General features: G+C 63.1%; 14 protein-coding genes. 11 read left to right on the forward strand and 3 right to left on the reverse strand.

The window, feature by feature from the left end; translation table 11 throughout:
- The first annotated feature begins 143 nt into the window (after positions 1-143).
- On the forward strand, positions 144-1,997 hold the full coding sequence (locus O9K64_RS16210; RefSeq protein ID WP_275099138.1) for a SulP family inorganic anion transporter: 1,854 nt from the start codon (positions 144-146) through the stop codon (positions 1,995-1,997).
- Positions 1,998-2,068: 71 nt separating this feature from the next.
- On the opposite strand, the gene nhaA is transcribed toward O9K64_RS16210, so the two are convergent.
- Positions 2,069-3,442: a Na+/H+ antiporter NhaA gene (gene nhaA, locus O9K64_RS16215; protein ID WP_275099139.1), complete on the reverse strand. Its 1,374-nt coding sequence runs from the start codon at positions 3,440-3,442 to the stop codon at positions 2,069-2,071.
- Between the two features lie 266 nt (positions 3,443-3,708).
- On the opposite strand from nhaA, the gene atpD reads away from it, so the two are divergent.
- The 10 genes from atpD (at position 3,709) to O9K64_RS16265 (ending at position 13,404) form a co-directional block, all read left to right on the forward strand.
- Positions 3,709-5,118, forward strand: coding sequence for a F0F1 ATP synthase subunit beta (gene atpD / locus O9K64_RS16220; protein WP_275099141.1), 1,410 nt, complete (start codon positions 3,709-3,711; stop codon positions 5,116-5,118).
- Complete coding sequence (locus O9K64_RS16225; RefSeq protein ID WP_275099142.1) at positions 5,115-5,525, forward strand: F0F1 ATP synthase subunit epsilon; 411 nt, start codon at positions 5,115-5,117, stop codon at positions 5,523-5,525. The genes atpD and O9K64_RS16225 overlap by 4 nt, the downstream gene beginning before the upstream one ends.
- Entirely contained in the window at positions 5,522-5,800 is a 279-nt protein-coding gene (locus tag O9K64_RS16230; RefSeq protein WP_275099143.1) for an AtpZ/AtpI family protein, read from the forward strand. Before O9K64_RS16225 ends, O9K64_RS16230 begins: the two co-directional genes overlap by 4 nt.
- Positions 5,793-6,488, forward strand: coding sequence for a F0F1 ATP synthase subunit A (locus tag O9K64_RS16235; protein WP_275099144.1), 696 nt, complete (start codon positions 5,793-5,795; stop codon positions 6,486-6,488). Before O9K64_RS16230 ends, O9K64_RS16235 begins: the two co-directional genes overlap by 8 nt.
- Entirely contained in the window at positions 6,485-6,751 is a 267-nt protein-coding gene (gene atpE / locus O9K64_RS16240; RefSeq protein ID WP_275099145.1) for an ATP synthase F0 subunit C, read from the forward strand. The genes O9K64_RS16235 and atpE overlap by 4 nt, the downstream gene beginning before the upstream one ends.
- 12 nt (positions 6,752-6,763) lie before the next feature.
- Positions 6,764-7,513: a F0F1 ATP synthase subunit delta gene (locus O9K64_RS16245; protein ID WP_275099146.1), complete on the forward strand. Its 750-nt coding sequence runs from the start codon at positions 6,764-6,766 to the stop codon at positions 7,511-7,513.
- On the forward strand, positions 7,503-8,996 hold the full coding sequence (locus O9K64_RS16250) for a F0F1 ATP synthase subunit alpha (RefSeq protein WP_275099147.1): 1,494 nt from the start codon (positions 7,503-7,505) through the stop codon (positions 8,994-8,996). Before O9K64_RS16245 ends, O9K64_RS16250 begins: the two co-directional genes overlap by 11 nt.
- A complete protein-coding gene (locus tag O9K64_RS16255) occupies positions 8,980-9,840 on the forward strand; it encodes a F0F1 ATP synthase subunit gamma (protein WP_275099148.1) in 861 nt (286 codons plus the stop codon). Before O9K64_RS16250 ends, O9K64_RS16255 begins: the two co-directional genes overlap by 17 nt.
- A gap of 243 nt (positions 9,841-10,083) precedes the next feature.
- Positions 10,084-10,851 carry a molybdate ABC transporter substrate-binding protein gene (modA, locus tag O9K64_RS16260; protein WP_275099149.1) on the forward strand — a complete coding sequence of 256 codons (768 nt, stop codon included), beginning with the start codon at positions 10,084-10,086 and terminating at the stop codon, positions 10,849-10,851.
- A gap of 6 nt (positions 10,852-10,857) precedes the next feature.
- Complete coding sequence (locus O9K64_RS16265; RefSeq protein WP_275099150.1) at positions 10,858-13,404, forward strand: EAL domain-containing protein; 2,547 nt, start codon at positions 10,858-10,860, stop codon at positions 13,402-13,404.
- A gap of 188 nt (positions 13,405-13,592) precedes the next feature.
- On the opposite strand, the gene O9K64_RS16270 is transcribed toward O9K64_RS16265, so the two are convergent.
- Both O9K64_RS16270 and gltB read right to left on the reverse strand, forming a co-directional pair.
- Positions 13,593-14,192: a short chain dehydrogenase gene (locus O9K64_RS16270; protein ID WP_275099151.1), complete on the reverse strand. Its 600-nt coding sequence runs from the start codon at positions 14,190-14,192 to the stop codon at positions 13,593-13,595.
- A gap of 256 nt (positions 14,193-14,448) precedes the next feature.
- Entirely contained in the window at positions 14,449-20,403 is a 5,955-nt protein-coding gene (gene gltB, locus O9K64_RS16275) for a glutamate synthase large subunit (RefSeq protein ID WP_275099163.1), read from the reverse strand.
- Between the last annotated feature and the right edge of the window lie 13 nt (positions 20,404-20,416).

Here is a 20,416-nt window from a genome sequence, read left to right on the forward strand (position 1 = left end):
CACATCTTGCTGGTCTTTTCGTCCGCCTTCGACGTTACGGCAAGACTTACATAGAACGACTATGCGCGCCTTGCCGCGCCTTGAAGGCAAACGAAAATCCGGCGCAATCTGTAACCTTTATTTCTTTCCAGGCCCTTACCACGATGAAAGCACTCTCTGCTGATGCAAACACCTTTACCGGGGCGGATCAACCGCTCTCGATTCCCCAGCGCCTGCTGCTTCTGCTGCCGTTCCTGCGCTGGCTGCCCGGAGTCACCGGCCGGAGCCTTCGACTTGACCTGATGGCCGGGTTGACCGGGGCGGTCGTGGTACTGCCGCAGGGTGTCGCCTTTGCCACCATCGCCGGCATGCCGCCGCAGTACGGCCTCTACACGGCCATGATCACCCCCATCATCGCCGCGCTGTTCGGCTCGTCTCGGCATCTGGTATCCGGCCCGACCACGGCCATCTCCATCGTCGTCTTCTCCTCCGTCAGTCAATACGCCACCCCGGGCACCCCGGAGTTTGTGCAACTGGTGTTGACCATGACTTTCCTCGCCGGGGTCTATCAGTTCGCCTTCGGTGTGGCGCGTCTCGGCGCGCTGGTGAATTTTGTTTCCCATACCGTGGTGGTGGCCTTCACCGCCGCGGCGGCGATCCTGATCGCCACCAGCCAGATCAAGCATGTCCTGGGACTGGAACTGGCGCGCGGCCACTCCTTTGCCGACACCTGGATCGGTGTCTTTCAGCAACTTGACCAGACCAACGGCTATGTGCTGTTCATCGCCATCGCCACCCTGGGCGTGGCACTGTTCAGCCGGCGCCTGTCACGCAGAATGCCGCATCTGCTGCTGGGCCTGGTCGTCGGTTCACTCGCCGCCCTCTTTGTGGGCGCCGCCGCGCACAACGTCGCCCTGGTCGGCAGCATTCCGGCCCAGCTGCCGCCGCTCTCCAGCCCGCTGTTCAGTATGGACGCCATTCGGATGCTGGCGCCTCAGGCGTTCGCGGTGGCACTGCTCGGCCTGATCGAGGCGGTATCCATCGCCCGCTCCGTCGCCACCCGTTCCAACCAGCGCATCGACGGCAATCAGGAGTTCATCGGGCAGGGTCTCTCCAATATCTTCGGCAGCTTCTTCTCCAGCTATGCGGGTTCCGGCTCCTTCACCCGCTCCGGGATCAACTATGACGCCGGCGCCCAGACCCCCATGTCGGCCATTTTCGCGGCGCTCATGCTGATGATCATTGTCCTGCTGATAGCCCCCTTGACCGCCTATCTGCCGGTGGCGGCGATGGGTGGTGTTATTTTGCTGGTGGCCTACAACCTGGTCGATTTTCACCACATCCGTGCCATCTTTAAAACCAGCCGGCCGGAGACGGCCATCTTTCTCGTCACCTTCTTCTCCACCCTGTTTCTGGAGCTCGAATTTGCCATCTATATCGGAGTTCTGCTGTCACTGGTGATCTTTCTGGCCAACACCTCAAAGCCCAAGATCACCCTGCTGGCACCTGACTTGACGCAGAAAAGCCGGGTGTTCACCGATATTGAGACCAAGCCGCTCCAGGAGTGCGGACAGCTCAAGGTGGTGCGCGTGGACCGCTCCATCTATTTCGGTTCGGTCAGTTATCTGCAGCTGAAACTGCAGACGATCGAGGCCAGGTACGGTGTCAAGCATATCCTGCTCATTGCATCCCGTATCAACTATATCGACATGGCGGGTGCCGAGCTGCTTACCCAGGAGGCAAAACGCCTCAAGGCGACGGGCGGCGGACTCTATATCTACGGGTTGAAGGATGAACTCTGGCAGTTTCTGGCCGAAGGCGGTTATCTGCGGAGCATCGGTGCGCAGTATTTCTTTGACAACAAATCCGACGCCATCAGCGCCATCTACCGCAAACTCGACCGGCAGGTCTGCCGGCAGTGCGTCAACCCCATCTTCATCGAATGTCAGCGCGAACAATTGACCACATCTGACGGCATTGCCCACCGGCCCCGGGCCGACGCGGTAGTGGGCGTATGAGTATGGTTGCCTGGTGTCACGGCATTTCGACATATCCACATCGTTGGATGTGGTATTGCGGGCCGATCAACCTAAGCTCGCGCCTTGTCATTGCAGGCAAAGCGTAACCAGAGCCAGCCCAGGACCCCGGCCAACAGGGACGCCACCAGAATCCCCGATTTGGCAGCGACCAGCTGGTCGGCCTGGGCGAAGCCGAGATCGGCAATGAAGATCGACATGGTAAATCCCATGCCACCCAGTATACCGATACCGATAATGTGCCGCATATCAAGCCCCTCCGGAAAATGACCCAGACGGAGTCTGACCGCGAGCCACGCCAGCAGTGGGATGCCAATGCCCTTGCCCAGCACCAGGCCCAGCACGATACCCGAGGCGAGGTCGTGATTCCACAGGGCATGGACTGTGTTGGGCGAGATCGGGATACCGGCATTCACCAGGGCGAACAGCGGTAATACGAACAGCGCTACCGGGTGCTCCAGCGCCCGCTCCCAACGGCGCAGCGGGGTGGTGGCCTTCTCCGCCGCCACCTGCACCCCCTCGACGAGATCGTGCTGATCGTTACTGCTGAGGATGTCTTCCGAGCTGTCGCTCTGCCGTTCAATGCGTTCAAAACGCCTCATCAGACGCCGTACCCGTTGCAAAAACCAGTAGGGCTCCCGCGTTGGGCGCGCCGGTACGGTGAACGCCACCAGGATGCCGGCCACCGTGGCGTGAACCCCCGACTGGTACAGCGTGCCCCAGATCAGCACACCACCTGCCAGATAGGCCCAGGATTTGCGGACACCGAGGAGATTCAACAGCAAAAGCGCGGCAAGGCCCAGGGCACTTGCGGCCAGGTAGAGGAAATCGATGGTGTCGGTGTAAAAGACCGCAATCACCAGGATGGCTCCGATATCGTCAATAATGGCCAGCGCGGTCAGGAAGACGAAGGCCGTGGGCGGAATCTGCCGCCGCAATAGCGCCAGTATACCCACTGCAAAGGCGGTATCGGTGGCCATGGGAATCCCCCAGCCATGTTCCGTAGCGCTGCCGAAGTTGAGCGAAAGAAACAGCAAGGCCGGAAACAGCATGCCACCGATGGCAGCGGCAATCACCGGCATCATCCGCTGCAGATTCCTCAGTTCACCTGCCAGCAATTCCCGCTTGATCTCCAGGCCCAGTAAAAAAAAGAACAACGACATGACGGCTTCATTGACCCAATGATGCAGGCTCATGCTCAGGAGTCGGTTGCCCACCACCAGGCCGAAGGGGAGCTCGACAAAGGCCTGGTAATCATCCCGGAATGGCGAATTGGCCAACAGCAGTGCGATAGCGGTACAGAGGATCAGCAATATACTGCTGGTGGTTTGATCCCGGATGAAATACTGAAACGGCGTGACTACCTTTTCAAATCGCCGTTCCAGTTTGGTTTGAATTGAACTCCCGTCTGTTGACTGTTTATCCATAAATTATTATCGCCGGCTGAAAATCCTCTATCGGCCATACACGCCATGGGGAACAACGGCATGGGAGTTTCACACCAGTATAGTTGCTCCCCGGTGCAGCAATCCGGATAACGCCCCACTTCGACCGCCCTGTCGATGGTAAAAATACCATTAGATCGTTATGCTTTTTTCTCACGCCGCCGAGCGGGGTTGTCTACTATTTGTATAGGGAATAACTGATTAGAGACAGGGCCGGATGACCCTCCCCACTGCTATTCAATCGAATCATGCCAAAACCAGACACAAGCCCGTTGCCCGCGCCTGTCCCAAGTGAGGTAATCGGGTTTATTCACGAAGTCCAGGGCCCCGTGGTGGTGATCCGCTGTGAGCGGCTCCCCCCCCTCCGCCAGGCCCTCTCTGCCAGGGTGGATGGCGAGGAACTGCTGTTCGAGGTGCACCAGCATCTGGATGAACACCACGTCCGCGCCATTGCCCTGCACAGTACCGCCGGCCTGAGTCGCGGCATCCCGGTCATCGATACCGGGACACCCCTGCACGTGCCGGTGGCCCCCGATTGTCTGGGGCGGGTGCTGAATATGTTCGGCCGGCCGCTGGACGGTCAACCCGCTTTTGTCCCGGTTACGATGAACAATATTCACGGCGTGACGCGGCCGCTTCACCAGGTGCGCGGGGCGAGTGAGATCCTGCCGGTCGGCATCAAGGTGATCGACCTGCTCTGCCCCTTCGTGCGCGGCGGCAAGACCGGCCTGTTCGGTGGCGCCGGAGTCGGCAAGACGGTGTTGATCATGGAGTTCATCCACGCCGTCTCCACCCTCCACCAAGGAAGCGCGGTATTTGCCGGTGTCGGCGAGCGCATCCGCGAGGGGCATGAGCTGTGGCACGAACTGCGCGAGGCGGAGGTGATGGACAAGGCACTGCTGGTGTTCGGCGAGATGGACGAGTCGCCCGGGGTGCGCTTCCGCATCGCCCACTCCGCCCTGACCTATGCCGAGTATCTGCGTGACAGCCTGCAGCACGAGGTGCTGCTGCTGATGGACAACGTGTTCCGCTTCGTCCAGGCCGGCAGCGAGATATCCAGCCTGCTGGGACGCATGCCGGCCACCGTCGGCTATCAACCGACCCTGGGCACCGAGGTGGCGGAACTGGAGGACCGTATCAACTCCACCGACCAGGGGGCAATCACCTCGGTGCAGGCGGTTTATGTACCGGCTGATGACATGACCGATCCGGCGGTCACCACCATCCTCGGTCATCTTGATACCAAGGTGATCCTCTCCCGCAGCCAGGCCGCCCGCGGCATCTATCCGGCGGTGGACCCGCTGCACTCCGGCAGCCGGCTGCTGGACCGGCATGTGGTGGGTGATCACCATTACGCTATCGCCGAAGGGGTGCGCGAACATCTGGCACGCTACCGCGAGTTGGAGGATATCATCACCATGCTCGGCATCGAGGAGCTGTCACAGAAGGACCGCGCCATTGTGCAGCGTGCACGCAAACTGCAGCGCTATCTGAGCCAGCCGTTCCATCTCACCGCGGCCCACACCGGCATCGCCGGCATTACGGTAACGCTGGCCGACACCCTGACCGACTGCGAGGCGTTTCTGCGCGGACACTATGACGGGATACCGGAAGCCCAGTGTTATATGCGCGGCAGCATGGAGCGTCCAACCCAATGAGCGGCTTCAGCATCCAGTTGCAGAGTGCCACCCAGTCCGAACGGCTCGACCGGATGGTCTCCTTTGTCGGCGAGGATGCCAGCGGCAGCTTCGGTCTGATGCGCGGTCATGCCCGCTTCGTTACGACCCTGGTGTTCGGTCTCGCACGGCTGCGCTTCGACGATGGACGCCGGGAGTATCTGGCACTGCCCGAAGCGGTGGCCAGTTTCGACAACGATCAGCTGACCATCAGTACCCGCCGCTATCTGCGTAGCGGCGACTTCAGCCGGATCAGCCAGGCGCTGCGGCAAGAGCTGCTGCAGGAGGAGGTGATCCTAACCGGGTTCAGACGCAGCATCGGGCAGTTGGAGCAGACCATGATGCTGCGCCTGTGGCGCATCGGCCGTGGTGAGGGGCGCGGCGGATGAAACCGGGCAACGACCGCCTGGCCAGGCGGGTCGAACAGCAGGCGAAACGCATGCAACGGGCCGAGCGCGAGCGTCCGACCCTGCTGGCCCAGACCGTCTATCTCGGCAGCCTGGGCCTGATGTTTATCCTGCCGGTGGTTGGCGGCGTCTATCTGGGCCACTGGCTGGATGGCCGGCTGGCCGGTTACTCCATGCGCTGGACCCTGAGCCTGCTGTTTCTCGGTCTGCTGGTCGGGGCGTTCAATGTCTACTGGATGATCAAGAGCCATGAATGAGTCCAACCCGCTCGGCACGGCGATACTGTTTCACTTGGGTCCGTTGGCCCTCACCTCCACCGTGCTCACCACCTGGGGTGTGATGCTGATATTGTGGCTGGCGAGCCGGCTGGTAATGCGCGGGCTACACCTTCAGCCGGGCCCCTGGCAGACCGCCGCCGAAGGAATCATCGAGACGATTTCGGCCGTCATCGGCGAGCTGCTGACGCCACAGCAGGCCCGCCAGGTTTTGCCCTTTGTGGCCACGCTCTGGATATACCTGGTACTGGCCAATCTGGTCGGTCTGATCCCCGGCCTCCACTCCCCCACCGCTGACCTGTCGGCTACCAGCGCCCTGGCGCTGCTGGTGTTCCTCTCGGTACACTGGTTCGGCATCCGCGCCAACGGCCTGCGCGCCTATCTGCGCCACTATCTCACCCCCACCCCGCTGCTGCTGCCGTTTCACCTGATCAGCGAGATCACCCGCACCGTGGCGCTGGCGGTACGCCTGTTCGGCAACATCATGAGCCTGGAGATGGCCGCGCTGCTGATTCTCTGGGTGGCGGGTCTGCTGGCCCCGGTGCCGATCCTGATGCTGCACATCGTGGAGGCCCTGGTACAGGCCTACATCTTCGGCATGCTGGCGCTGATCTATATCGCGGGCGGCCTGCAATCACAACAACTACGACAACAGAAGGAAGCGCCATGAGTGAACTGAGCAGCTTTGTCACCGACTCCACGATGTGGGCGCTGGTCGCCATCGGTATCGGCGTGTTCGGACCGGCCATCGCCATGGGCTGGGCCATCAGCCGCGCCCTGGACGCGCTGGCCCGCCAGCCGGAAGCGGAGAAGTCCATCACCCGCACCCTGTTTATCGGCTTGGCCATGATCGAGTCGCTGGCCATTTATGTGCTGGTGATCGTACTGATTGTGCTGTTCCGCAACCCACTGCTGGAATACCTGCTGCAATAAGGAGCGTGCATCGTGGAACTCGACTGGTCGACCTTTGCCCTGGAGGTGGTCAATTTCCTGATCCTGATATGGCTGCTGAAACGCTTCTTTTACCAGCCGGTACTGAATGTGATAGAGCAGCGTCGGGGACAGATCCGGGAGGAGCTGAGCCAGGCATCCCGGGAGCAGGCGGAGGCTGATCAGCTGAAGAGCCGGTATGAGGCCCGCCTGAGCGACTGGGAAACGGAGAGACAGGCGGCACGGGCGGCCCTGGAGCAGGAACTGGTCCAGGAGCGCGGCAAGCGGCTACGGCAGCTCGACGACGAGCTCGACCGGCAGCGGCTCAAGCATGCGGCCCGCGATCTGCAACAACAGACGCAGTGGCGCCGGCAGGCCGAGACCGAAGCGCTGCAGCTGGGGGCGGCCTTTGCCGGCCGCCTGCTCAGCACCCTCGCCGGCCCCGAGCTGGACCGGCGCCTGCGACAGCTCTTTATCGATCAACTGACGACGCTGCCGGAAAGCGCACTCAAGCAACTGCATCAGGGCCGACTCGATGAAGCCCAAAGGATCGAGGTGGTCAGCGCCCTACCGCTGGATGAATCGCAACAGCAGGCGATCCGCCAGGCCCTGGAGCAACGGATCGGTCCAAGCCAGGGTCAATGGCAGTTTCGCCAGGATGCACAGCTGATCGCCGGCCTGCGCATTTCAATCGGTGGCTGGCTGTTGCATGCCAACCTTCAGGATGAACTGCGCTTCTTCAGCGAGGCCGCCCATGCCGAATGACCCGTTCCCCGCGCTGCGGCGCCAGCGCCGCTGGCTGGACAACTACCAGCCCGGGCTGCGGCTGGCCGAACGCGGCACCCTGGTCTCGATCGGTGATGGTATCGCCTGGATCGAGGGACTGCCGTCCGCGGCACTGGATGAGCTGCTCAACTTTGCCGATGGCAGTCTGGGCCAGGTCCTGCATCTTGGAGAACGGCTGCTTGCTGCCGTGCTGCTGCGGGAGACGGAAAAGTTGACCGCCGGCACCACGGTCCGGCTCGGCGGGCGGCGGGTCAGCGTACCGGTGGATGAGGCACTACTGGGACGGGTGATCGACCCGCTGGGTCTACCGCTGGACGGCCAACCGATGCCCCCCGGCCAGGTGCGGCGCAATCTGGAGGGACCGTCACCGCAGATGATCGAACGTGACTTCGTGCAGCGACCGCTGTACACCGGCATCCGCCTGATCGACAGCCTGCTGCCGATCGGTAAGGGCCAACGCCAGCTGATCATCGGTGACGAAGGGCTGGGGCGCACCAGTATCGCCCTGGATACCGTCATCAACCAGAGCGGGAGGGGAACACGCTGTGTCTATGTGGTGGTCGGACAGAAACGCTCCGAGGTGATCAACATCATCGACCGGCTGCGCGAATACAGCGCACTGGAATACACCACGGTGGTGGTTGGCGAGGCCAGCACCCTCCCCGGGCTGAAATACCTTGCCCCCTATGCCGGCTGCGCCATCGGCGAGGCGTGGATGCGTCAGGGCCATGACTGCCTGGTGATCTATGACGACCTCACCCACCACGCCCGCGCCTACCGTGAACTCTCGTTGCTGCTGCGCCGTCCCCCCGGACGCGAGGCCTATCCCGGTGACATCTTCTATCTGCATGCGCGCCTGTTGGAGCGGGCCACCTGCCTGGCGCCCGCACAGGGCGGCGGCAGCCTCACCGCGCTGCCCATTGTCGAGACCCAGCAGGGCGAGATCGCCTCCTACATCCCCACCAATCTGATCTCCATCACCGACGGTCAGATCTACCTGGAGCAGAAACTGTTTGCCGCCGGTGTGCGTCCGGCCATCGATGTGGGCAAGTCGGTCTCGCGGATCGGCGGCAAGGCCCAGCACCCGCTGATCAAGCAACAGGCGGCACGGATCAAGCTCGACTACCTGCAGTTTCAGGAGCTGGAGTCTTTTACCCGTTTTGGCGCCCGACTCGAACCGCAGATGCAGGAACGCCTGCAACGCGGCCGTATACTGCGCGAATTGTTAAAACAGGACCGGCTCAAACCGGTCAGCGAAACCGAACTGCTGGTCTGGCTGATCGCCTACAATGACGGCCTGCTGGACGCTACGGAGCCGGAACGGGCGCGCGATCACCTGGAACGGCTGGATCAGGGTATCCGGCAGAGTGAACTGTCACTCGATACCCCGATCGAGGATTGGCAAAAATGGATTCGTCATTGGTGGTCGGAAAGCGGAGCGGACCATGAGCAGACGGCATGATATAGAGGAGCGTATCGAGGCGTTCAAGGAGATCCGCGGCATCATGGAGAGCATGAAAAACCTGGCCATGATGGAGACCCGTAAACTGGCCCGTTATCACCAGACCCAACAGCGCGTGGTCAGCTCCATCCGCGATGCACTCAATGACGTGTGGCGCTTCAACGCACCCGATACGGGGTTGCCGGATGCGCCGCCGGTCTACCTGCTGTTCGGTTCGGAACGCGGCTTCTGCGGTGCCTACAACGAGCAGTTGCTGAGCCGGCTGGAACAGCAGCCCGATCATCTGCGCGCACCGCTGATCAGCATCGGATCACGCCTCAACGGGTTGATACGGCAGAAGTATCCCCATGCCGTCTGCCTGACAGGCGCCGTGGTGGCCGGCGAGGCGGCGGCAGTGCTGGCGGACATTATCGATACCCTGAACCGGCTGCGCCGGCAACTGGGCCCGCTACGCCTGGAGGTGATCCATTTCACCCCCGACAGCCAGGCACCTCTCTGTGAACCGGCCCTGCCGTCATTGGCCGAACGCGCTGACCGGGGTGTGCCGCCGCTGCTCAACCTGCCGCCCCGGCAACTGCTCGGCGAGCTGCTGGAACAGTACCTTTTCGCCCTTGCCAACGCCTGGTTCTTCGCCGCACTGATGGTGGAAAACCAACGCCGCATGCAGCATCTCGATCAGGCGAGCCATTATCTGGAAGGCCGGATGGACGAACTGGCCAAGCGCCGCAATATACTCCGCCAGGAAGAGATTATTGAAGAGATCGAAGTGATCCTGCTGAGTGCCGAGTCGGTCTGCGTACCCGGAATCGACAGTAATGGCACAGTCCGCAGGGAGAACAGGTAAGGATACCGCGCCGCGCGTCGGGTCAGCGGGAGTAATGCATGACCGATCCATCGAATTAAATACTCTGATAGGCATATTATTTTCTTGGATTGTCAGGACCATTTCACTACTAAATAAAGGGCGCGCGATAATCAAAAGTTAATCGCTACATCCACCAGTTTGATGATATTAACCCTACTCTTCGTGTAGACTCGGCGCATTGCTTGTCGTACTTCTATAAGACCAATTGACAGGTTATCGCTTATGCGCAGTTTAGTGAGCCAGGTCTGCTTGCCGGTTTTGGCACTCGTTACATTGGCATCCACCTACCCCGGCAATGCCGCTGAAATCACCCTCGCGGTAGCCAATTCCACCTGCGGCACCGTCCAGGCGGTGGGGGCGCGGTATGTTGAAACCCATGACATCAAGATCAACTATCTCTGCAAATCCTCAGGCCTGCTGGCCAAGGGTATTCGCGGCGGGGCCATCCAGGCGGATATCTACATCTCCGCCAGCCAGCGCTGGATGGAGTACATGGTTAAAGGCGGTCTGGTAGCGGCCGATAAGGTCGTCAGTCCCTGGGGCAATCGCCTGGTGGTCGGTGCGCCTGCAGGCAGTCCCCTGAAACTTGAGGCGTGGAATGATTTGACAACGGACAAGGTAAAAACCATTCTCATAGGCGATCCCGGCACGGCGCCCTTTGGCCGCTATGCAAAGCAGGCCCTGCAGCGGACCGGTATCTGGGAGCAAATAAAACAGAAGATCACCACGACAAGACATATCACCCTGCTGGCGGATCGACTCGCGCAATCGGACAACCGGACCGTCGGCATCCTGTTTTCAACCAATCTCTCGGACCGGTTACGTTCGATCTACCCCGTCGACCCGACCTGGCACCCGGAGATCCGCTACTACATGGCACCGCTTGGTGCCCCCGAAGCCGGGACCGAGGCAAGCCGGTTCTTCGAGTTCATCAACGGTGATCCCGGGCGAGAGGCGTTCCAATCCGCCGGCTTCGATGTGAGCGGATAGCCCCGGATGCTCCAAAGGCTGAGAAACTGCTCGCTTTATCGGCAACTGATCATCCCCATGTTCGGTATCGGGCTGTTCTCCCTGCTCGGTACCGTCTACTTCTCCAATATTCTCAAGGAGTCGGTGGCCGCGCTGGACACGGTCTATGTTGACGGCGACATCAGGCTGCACAACCTCGAACAGATAGAGAAACAGGTCACCTTTTACCGGGCACTGAGCCTTCGGCACCTGACGACGGAAAGTTTCAGCAGCATGGAGGAGATCAATCAGCAACTGCAGCAGACCCGTCGGAAGATCCTGGACGCCCTGCCGGGTGCCCGCACCGCCCCTGCGGTAACAGAACAACCGTTGCCGGAAAGCGACGAATACACTCACGACCTCGCCGCTGCCCTGCGAAGCTATTTTGGTGAGACCGGCGTTGCGATCAAACTGAGTGCCGAGTTTGAAAAAGAGGCCGCGTTTATCCTGCTCAGCCGCGTCGAATCGAAATACGTACCCCGCATCATGGAGATCACATCGCAACTGATCCGTCATGAGTTCGAAGACATTGCCGTTTCGCGCCAAGTGCTCATGTCGGTCGCCACGCAAAATCTTTATATCACTATCGCCATCGGCATCAGTGGCGGAGGCCTGCTGCTGTTGATCGCCTTTGCCGTGATCCGCGGCGTTACCCGACGGTTGTCGCGACTGCTCACCTGGTCCCAGGCGATATCGGAGGGAAATTATTCCGTCCCCCTCACCCAGGATTCCAGCGATGAGGTAGGACAACTGACCCAGGCGATGATGGAGATGGCGGACAGCGTCTCCGACGCACATGGCAAGCTGGAGACGGCGAAAAAAAACGCGGAATCGATTGCCGAAGCCCTGCAGATCTATGCCAACGCCTTTGAGAACAGCGGCGAGGCGATTCTCATCACGGACCGGAATAATCACATTATCAACGTCAACACCGCGTTTACCCGGCAGACCGGCTACGAGCTGGCGGAAATTGCCGGCAGGAATCCGCGAATACTTTCGGGCGGCAACACCACCACCGGCACCTACCGCGAGATGTGGCAGGCCCTGGAGAAAAACAGCTTCTGGCAAGGCGAGCTGTGGGACAAAAAGAAGTCCGGCGAACTCTATCCCAAATGGGCGGCAATTTCCGTCATCCGCGATCCGCACGGCGAGGTCCTGTTCCATATCGCCAGCTTCACCGATATCAGCGATCGCAAGGCGGCCGAAGCCAGAATCGAACATCTGGCCCACTATGACATGCTCACCGGACTGCTCAATCGCTTCAGCCTGGAGAGCCGCATGGAACAGGCCATACTGGCGGCAAAAAGGGATAATCAGCAACTGGCCGTGCTGTTTGTCGATCTCGATCGCTTCAAATATATCAACGACTCGATGGGACACCAGGTGGGTGACCAGCTGCTGATCGAGGTGGCCAGCCGGTTGAAGGAGTGCGTCAGGGAGAGTGATATTGTTGCCCGGATCGGTGGTGATGAGTTTGTCCTCGTGCTCACCGGGCTGAAGGATACCAACCGGGTACCCACCCTGGCCGGGAATATCATCGATCGTATTTCGCAACCCTATACCGTCAATGACAACGTATTCGACAGCAGCCCGAGTATCGGTATCAGCATCTATCCCGACGATGGCGACAACATCGATGAGCTGTTGAAGAACAGCGACATCGCCATGTATCACGCCAAGAATCAGGGCAGAAGGAACTTTCAGTTTTTCACCGAGCATCTGCTGGTGGCCTCCGAGGAGCGGCTTGATTTCGAACACCAACTGCGTAGCGCCCTCGAACTCGACCAGTTCGAACTCTACTATCAGGCACAGGTCCACACTCAAGGCAACCACATCTACGGCATGGAGGCGCTTATCCGCTGGAATCACCCGGTACGTGGCTTCATCGGTCCCGACCGGTTTATTCCGATCGCCGAGGAGATCGACGTAATCCAGCAACTGGGGGCCTGGGTTATCGACGAGGCCTGCCGGCAACTGGCGATCTGGAAGCAGACCACCACCAACCCCCTGCAGATCTCCGTCAATCTCTCGGCCAAGCAGCTGCACTCGGATACGCTGATCGAGACCGTGCGCGAGGTCATGGAGCAGCACCGAATCCGGGAGGGGGAACTGGAGCTGGAGATCACCGAGACTGCCACGATGTCCGATCCCGAACTGGCGGTACGCCAGCTCAACAGATTGAATCAGCTGGGGGTGAGCTTGGCGATTGATGACTTTGGTACCGGCTACTCCTCCCTCGCCTACCTGAAAAAGCTGCCGATCAACACTCTCAAGCTCGATAGAGCCTTCGTCGGCGACATTGAGAACGACCGCAACGACGCCGAGATCTGCATGGCCACCATCGCCCTCGCCCACAACCTCGGCCTGAAAGTGGTCGCCGAGGGGGTGGAGACCACCGCCCAGCGAGACTTCCTGGCCGAACACCGCTGTGACTATCTGCAGGGCTACCTGTTCAGCAAACCGGTGCCGCCGGAAGCGGCCGGCGCGCTACTCGAAGCGCGCCACGCCCCCCGGGAAACAGAGACCTGCCGGTAGCCCGCACGGGCCATCACGGCCCCACGAATCCCCGCCTTTCCCGGCTGGCGCGGTTTTCTCACCACTGTTCGTCACGAGAGTATCGAGCCGCAGTAGGACGGTGGTGAGAAATGCGGGCTAGAACTGCTCGGTACAGCTGGCGGGAAACAGCCTCTCAGGCAACGGCCCGACGCGGCCGCCGCTCCGCTTCAAGTCACCTTGAACACCCGGCCGCTCATCACCCCGGCAATGGACTTCACATAGGCCTGGGCGACACGCGTGCCGGCCACCGGCTCGAAACCCGGGAAAAAGCCACCGAACACGTTCACGCTCTCCTCCAGCAGCGCGGGACTGACGACATTGATACGGATCCCCTTGGGCAATTCGGTCGCCACCGCCCGTACAAAGTGCTCGATGGCACCGTTGACGGTGCTGGCACTGGTTCCCCAGGCGATAAACTCCTCACTCAGGATGCCGCTGGTGAGGGTAATGGAGCCGTTGGGATTCAGATAATCGACGGCCGCCCGCGCGGCATTGATCTGTCCCATCAGTTTGCTGTTCAACCCGACGGACCACGCCTCGGCATCCAGATCACTGAAAGGCTTGAAAGCCACTTCGCCGGCGGTCACCACCAACGCATCGAACGGGCCGATCTGGCCGAAAGCGGTATGGATCGAGTCCGGATCAGCGATATCCAGTTGCACGTCCCCGTGGGTTTTGCCTACCTTGACCACTTCGTGATCCTGTCCCAAGGCCTGAACCACGGCCGAGCCGATCGTACCGTTCGCGCCGATAACAACAATTTTCATCTCAGTTCTCCTCTATCCGGGTGGTGAATTCAATGGTTTACACTGAAGAAGATGTTAGCCCCTGTTTTTTGCAGAAAAACCGTAGAAATCAACTCAAGTCTCGGAGTTCAAATGGCATCGTTCAGGGCGGTCCACCCCCTTTCCGGGACCGTCGGAGGCATGGATGCCGACGCCGAGCGTATAGGGACGTATTCACAGCGTGTCCCGGCAAGGGGGTAGCCCGCCCGGCGTCTGGAGCTGAACTCCGAAACTTGAGTTACAACCCACGTGGCCGCAGCGGCGCATTGTGCGTGGCCAGGCTGACTGGCAGCCGGGTCACGCCCATCAGATAACGATCGATGGCGCGGGCCACGTCGCGTCCCTCGCCGATCGCCCACACCACCAGGGAGGCGCCCATGCGGGCGTCACCGGCGACAAACACGCCGGGCAGCGCGGTCATCATCGATTCATCGCTGGCGATCGTGCCGACCGGCGTGGTGGCGAGCCCGGCACCGGCGAAGGGCGCCATCTCGGGACCGCTGAAACCGGCGGCGATCAACACCAGATCGGCCTCGACCCGTATGCCCGATTCCAGCACTTCCTTGTCGCTCCTTCTACCGTACTCATCGAAACGCCAAAGCACCCGTTCAAACTCGATGGCGTTGACGCGGCCGTCGCCATCCGTGTCGACGAAACGGGCCGAGTTGAGATCGAAGGCTTCATCACCGCCCTCGGCGATGGCATAGGTCATCTCGTAGGTTTGCGGATGGGCCGGCCAGGGATTGCCGGTCGGGCGCAAGTCGGGTGGACGCGCACGTATGCTCACCTGCACCACGCCTGCCGCGCCCTGCCGGTGCGCGGTGGCGACGCAGTCGGCGCCGGTGTCGCCGCCGCCGAGCACGACCACACGCCGCCCCGCCGCGTCGATTGGACGCTCCACTGCGCGCCCCGCCTGGCGCCGATTCTCGGCGACCAGAAACGCCATGCCGAAGTGGATGCCGAGTAGCTCCCGGCCGGGGATGGCAACCTCGCGCGGTGCGAGGGCGCCGCAGCTGAGGCAGACCGCGTCGAAGTCGCGGCGCAGCCGCTCCAGCGGCAGGTCGTCGCCGACGCTGATCCCGGTGCGGAAGCGCACCCCTTCGGTGGTGAGTTGCGCGATCCGGCGCGCCACCCGATGCTTGGCCAGCTTGAAATCGGGAATGCCGTAGACCAGCAGGCCGCCGGGGGTGTCGTCGCGCTCGAACACCGTCACCGCGTGGCCGGCGCGGTTGAGCTGCTGCGCCGCGGCCAGTCCTGCCGGACCCGAGCCGACTACCGCGACGCGGCGGCCGCTGCGCCGCACCGGCGGTTCGGCGACGATCCAGCCCTCCTCCCAGCCGCGATCGACGATGGCGCGTTCGATGCTTTTGATGGTCACCGCCTCGCGGGTGATCGCCAGGGTGCAGGCCGGCTCGCAGGGGGCGGGACAGGTGTAGCCGGTGAACTCGGGAAAGTTATTGGTCGCATGCAGCCGCGCCAGCGCGTCGCGCCAGGCGTCACGCGAGACCAGATCGTTCCATTCCGGGATCAGGTTGCCGATCGGGCAACCGGCCATGCAGGTGGGCACACCGCAGTCCATGCAGCGTTCGCCCTGCGCGCGCAGCTGCGCGGCGTCCCAGCGCGGCAGGTAGATCTCCTGATGATCGCGTCGCCGCTCGGCCGGAGCACGATAGCCGATAGGGTCACGCGCATGGCGCCGGTAGCCGCCCGGGTGGTTCTCGGCGGTCGGCAGCGGCGGTGCCGCGGGCAGATCGACGCCTTCCTGGTGTTGGCGCTCCAGGTGTTCGGCATAGGCCTCCGGTATCACCTTGACGAAACCGGTGCGCGTCGCCGCCCAGTCATCGAGCAGGATGCGCGCGGCCGCACTGCCGGTGAGTGCCACGTGGTTCGCCAGCAGACGGCGCACCCGCTCCACATCGCGTGGCGCATCGAGTGGCCCGACGCGCAGCGGCTCGTCGGCCAGCCGTTCACCCAGACGCCCGCCCGGATCGTGGATGTACGCCTCGCCGCCGCTCATGCCGGCACCGAAGTTGCGTCCCACCGGACCCAGGATCAGCACCACGCCGCCGGTCATGTATTCGCAGGCGTGCTCGCCCACGCCCTCGACCACCGCCAGCGCCCCGGAGTTGCGCACGGCGAAGCGTTCGCCGGCCTGGCCGTTGAAATAGGCCTCGCCCGCGGTCGCGCCGTACAGCGCCACATTGCCGATCAGGATGTTGTCGGCGGCAACAAAGCCCGCATCGGGCGGTGTGGCGATGCTCAGGCGCCCGCCGGACAGCCCCTTGCCGACGTAGTCGTTGGCGTCACCGACCAGATGCAGGCTGATGCCCGGGCAGAGGAAGGCGCCGAAGCTTTGCCCCGCGCTGCCGCTGCAGTGCAGGCGGATCGTATCGGCCGGCAGGCCACCGGCGCCATGGCGCCGGGTGACCGCATAACTCAGCAGCGTCCCGAAGGTGCGGTCGCTATTGCGGATCGCCAGCGCCGCCGTGACCGGCTCTGCGTGCTCGATCGCCACCTGCGCCTGGGCGATCAGCGCATGGTCAAGCTTGTCGGTGAGCTTGTGGTCCTGAGCGCGGATCCGGCGCGGCGTGTCGTCACCCTGTGCCGGCTTCAGCAGTTCGGTGACATCGACGGCGATCCCCCGCGGGTGGCTCAGGTCGCGCGGCCTGAGCCGGTCGACCCGCCCGATCATCTCGTCCATGCGCTGAAAACCCAGTCGCGCCATCAGCTCGCGCACCTCCTCGGCGATGAAGCGCAGGTAATGGATGACGTGCTCGGGTGCACCGGCGAAACGCCGGCGCAACGCCGGATCCTGGGTCGCGATACCGACCGAACAGGTATTGCAGTGGCACTTGCGCAACATGATGCAGCCCAGTGCCACCAGCGGCGCGGTGCCGAATCCGTACTCCTCGGCCCCCAGCAGCGCCGCGATCACCACGTCGCGGCCGGTCAACAGGCCGCCGTCGGTACGCACCCGGATGCGCGAGCGCAGCCGGTTTTCCATCAGCACCCGATGGGACTCCGCCAGCCCCAGCTCCCAGCCCGCGCCGGCCCCCTTGATCGACGTCTTCACCGAGGCGCCGGTGCCGCCCGCGTCACCGGAGATCAGCACCGCGTCGGCACGCGCCTTGGCCACCCCGGCGGCGATGGTGCCCACGCCGGCCTTGGCCACCAGCTTGACATGGATCTCGGCGGTCGGATTGGCGCACTTGAGGTCGTGGATGAGCTGGGCGAGATCCTCGATCGAGTAGATATCGTGGTGCGGCGGTGGCGAAATCAGGCCGATGCCGGGGACTGTGAAACGCACCTCGGCGATACCCGCGTCTACCTTGCTGCCCGGCAGTTCGCCGCCTTCGCCGGGCTTGGCGCCCTGCGCCATCTTGATCTCTATCTGGCGCGCCGTGGCGAGATAGTGCGCGGTTACGCCGAAGCGTCCGCTCGCCACCTGCTTCATGCTGCAGGCACGCTCGGTGCCGAAGCGCTCGACCTGCTCGCCGCCCTCGCCGCTACCGGAGATACCGCCAAGCCGGTTCATGGCGACCGCGAGCGCCTCATGCGCCTCGCGGCTCAGTGAGCCGAAGGACATGGAGCCGGTAGCGAAGCGTGCGACGATCGCCTCGACCGGCTCCACCTTCGCCAGGTCGATCGCGAGCTCACGGCGGTCCACGAAATCGAGCAGCCCGCGCAGGTTGTGCAAGGTACCCTGATTGCCATTGACCGCGGCGGCGAAGTCGCGGTACGCCGCGCGGTCGTTCTCACGCGCGGCCTGTTGCAGCTTGCCGATGGTGTACGGATTCCAGTGATGGCGTTCGCCGTCGCGGCGCCAGTAGAGTTCACCGCCGGAGCCGAGCGCGGCGCTTCCGGGGAGGCGTTCGGCGAAGGCCTGCGCGTGACGCGCGCGGGTCTCGCGCTCGAACTGTTCGAGGCCGGCACCGGGCAGCGCGCAGGCGGTGCCGGTAAAGTATTCGTCGACAAAGGCGCGGGCCAGCCCGATCGCCTCGAAGATCTGCGCCCCCTTGTAGCTGGCGAGCGTCGATATGCCCATCTTTGCCATCACCTTGAGCAGCCCGCCTTCCAGCGCCGCGCGGTAGGCGACGAGCGGATCGGAGCGGCCCGGCAGGCGGCCCGCCACAGCGAGCGCGTCGAGACTGCGGTAGGCAAGCCAGGGGTGCACCGCGTCGGCCCCGTAACCGATCAGGGTACACAGGTGGTGCACCGCGGCCGGTTCGCCCGAACTCAGGATCAGCGCCGCACGCATCCGCAGGCCCGCGCGGATCAGGTGATGGTGGACGGCGGCAACCGCCAGCAGGCTCGGGATCGGGACGCGGGATGGGTTGACGGCGGCATCGCTGAGCAGCAGGATCTCGTAGCCGGCCCCGATCGCCGCGACACAGTCGGCACGCAGGCGCTCGATCGCCTCCCGCAGCGAACCACCCGGTGCGAAGGTGATATCGATTTCGCGCGCGCGGATGCCGTTGCGCGGCCGGGTGGCGAGGGCGGCAATCGCCGCCAGTTCGGTGTCGGAGAGGACCGGCGAATCGAGGAGCAGCTGCCGGCAGTGCTCCGGTGCAGGTTCGAGCAGGTTACCGTGACGGCCGACCGGGGCCGCCAGCGAGGTCACCAGCGCCTCGCGCAGGTAATCGAGCGGCGGGTTCGACACTTGGGCGAACTGCTGCTTGAAGTAGGCGAATAGCGGCCGGTCGTGGGCCGAGAGCACCGCCGGCGGCGTGTCATCGCCCATCGAGCCGACCGGATCCTTGCCCCCTTCGGCCATCTTCTCCACCAGTACGCGCAACAACTCGTCGCTGTAACCGAAGGCGCGTTGCAGCCGTGTGACACTGATGGGGGACGCTTTTCCGGGCCGTTCGGCAAGCTCCCGGGCGAGTTCGCGCAGACGCGGCTGGTGGCGCTGCAGCCACGCGCCGTAGGCGGGACGCGTCAGCTCGGCGAAGATCTCCTCCTCCGGAACAATGCAGCCCGCGTCGGCGTCGGCAACGAGCAGCTGACCCGGCTTGAGCCGCCCCTGAAAACGGATCTCGCGCGCCGGCGTCTCGAGCACGCCGGTCTCGCTCGCCAGGAGCAGGCGACCGGCACGGGTGACGGAGTAACGGCAGGGACGCAGTCCGTTGCGATCGAGGATCGCCGCGACACGCCCGCCATCGGTCGCCACCACCAGCGCCGGCCCGTCCCAGGGCTCCATCAGCGACGCGTGCCAGGCGTAGAAATCGCGCCGCGCCGGGTCCATGAAACGGTCATGATGCCAGGCCTCGGGGATCATCATGCGCAGGGCATGCGGCAGGCTGCGCCCGGCCAGCACCAGCAATTCGAGCACGTTGTCGAACAGTGCGCTGTCGCTCAGTCCCTCGCCGCCCACCGGCAGGATCGTCGCCAGCCCGTCACCGAAACGGGCCGAGCTCATCTCGGCCTCGTGCGCGCGCAGCCAGTTGAGATTGCCGCGCAGGGTGTTGATCTCGCCGTTGTGCACCAGGCGCCGATACGGGTGCGCCAGTTCCCATGCACCCAACGTGTTGGTGGAGAAGCGGGCGTGCAACAGCAGCAGTGCCGAAGTGGTACGCGGATCGGTCAGATCGGGATAGAAGCGCGGCAGCTGCGCACAAGTCAACAGCCCCTTGTAGACGATCGTACGGCGGGCCAACGAACAGATATAGAACAGATCACTGCCGGCGCCACCCGGGTGCTGCAAGGCGGCCGCGTGCTCGATCGCACGCCGCAGCACATAGAGGGAGAGATCCATCCGCGGCGGCTCAGGTTGCTGGTGAGGAGTGATGAAATACTGCCACACCGCCGGTCGAGACTCGGCGGCGGTGCGTCCGAGACCCCGGGGATCGACAGGTACCTCACGCCAGCCAATGAAGCCGAAGTCATGCGCGCGACAGATGGATTCAATCAGGTCCCGCAGCCGGTCGCGGCGCGGCGCATCCCGTGGCATGAACGCCTGGCCGACCGCATACTGCCCCCGCGCCGGCAGGCCGTCCACCTCGTCGGCGAACAGCGCATGCGGCGTCTGTAACAGGAGTCCTGCGCCGTCGCCGGTCTCTTCCTCCGCACCACGGGCACTACGGTGATCGAGGTTCGCGAGCACCCGAAGGCCGTCCGCGACAAGGGCGTGCGTACTACGCCCCGAGAGATCGACAAGTGCGCCGACTCCGCAACTGGCGTGGTTCGTGAGAATAGCGAGTCCCTAA

The organism is Sedimenticola hydrogenitrophicus (assembly GCF_029017505.1).
In the GTDB taxonomy this organism is placed as follows: Bacteria; Pseudomonadota; Gammaproteobacteria; order Chromatiales; family Chromatiaceae; genus Sedimenticola; species Sedimenticola hydrogenitrophicus_A.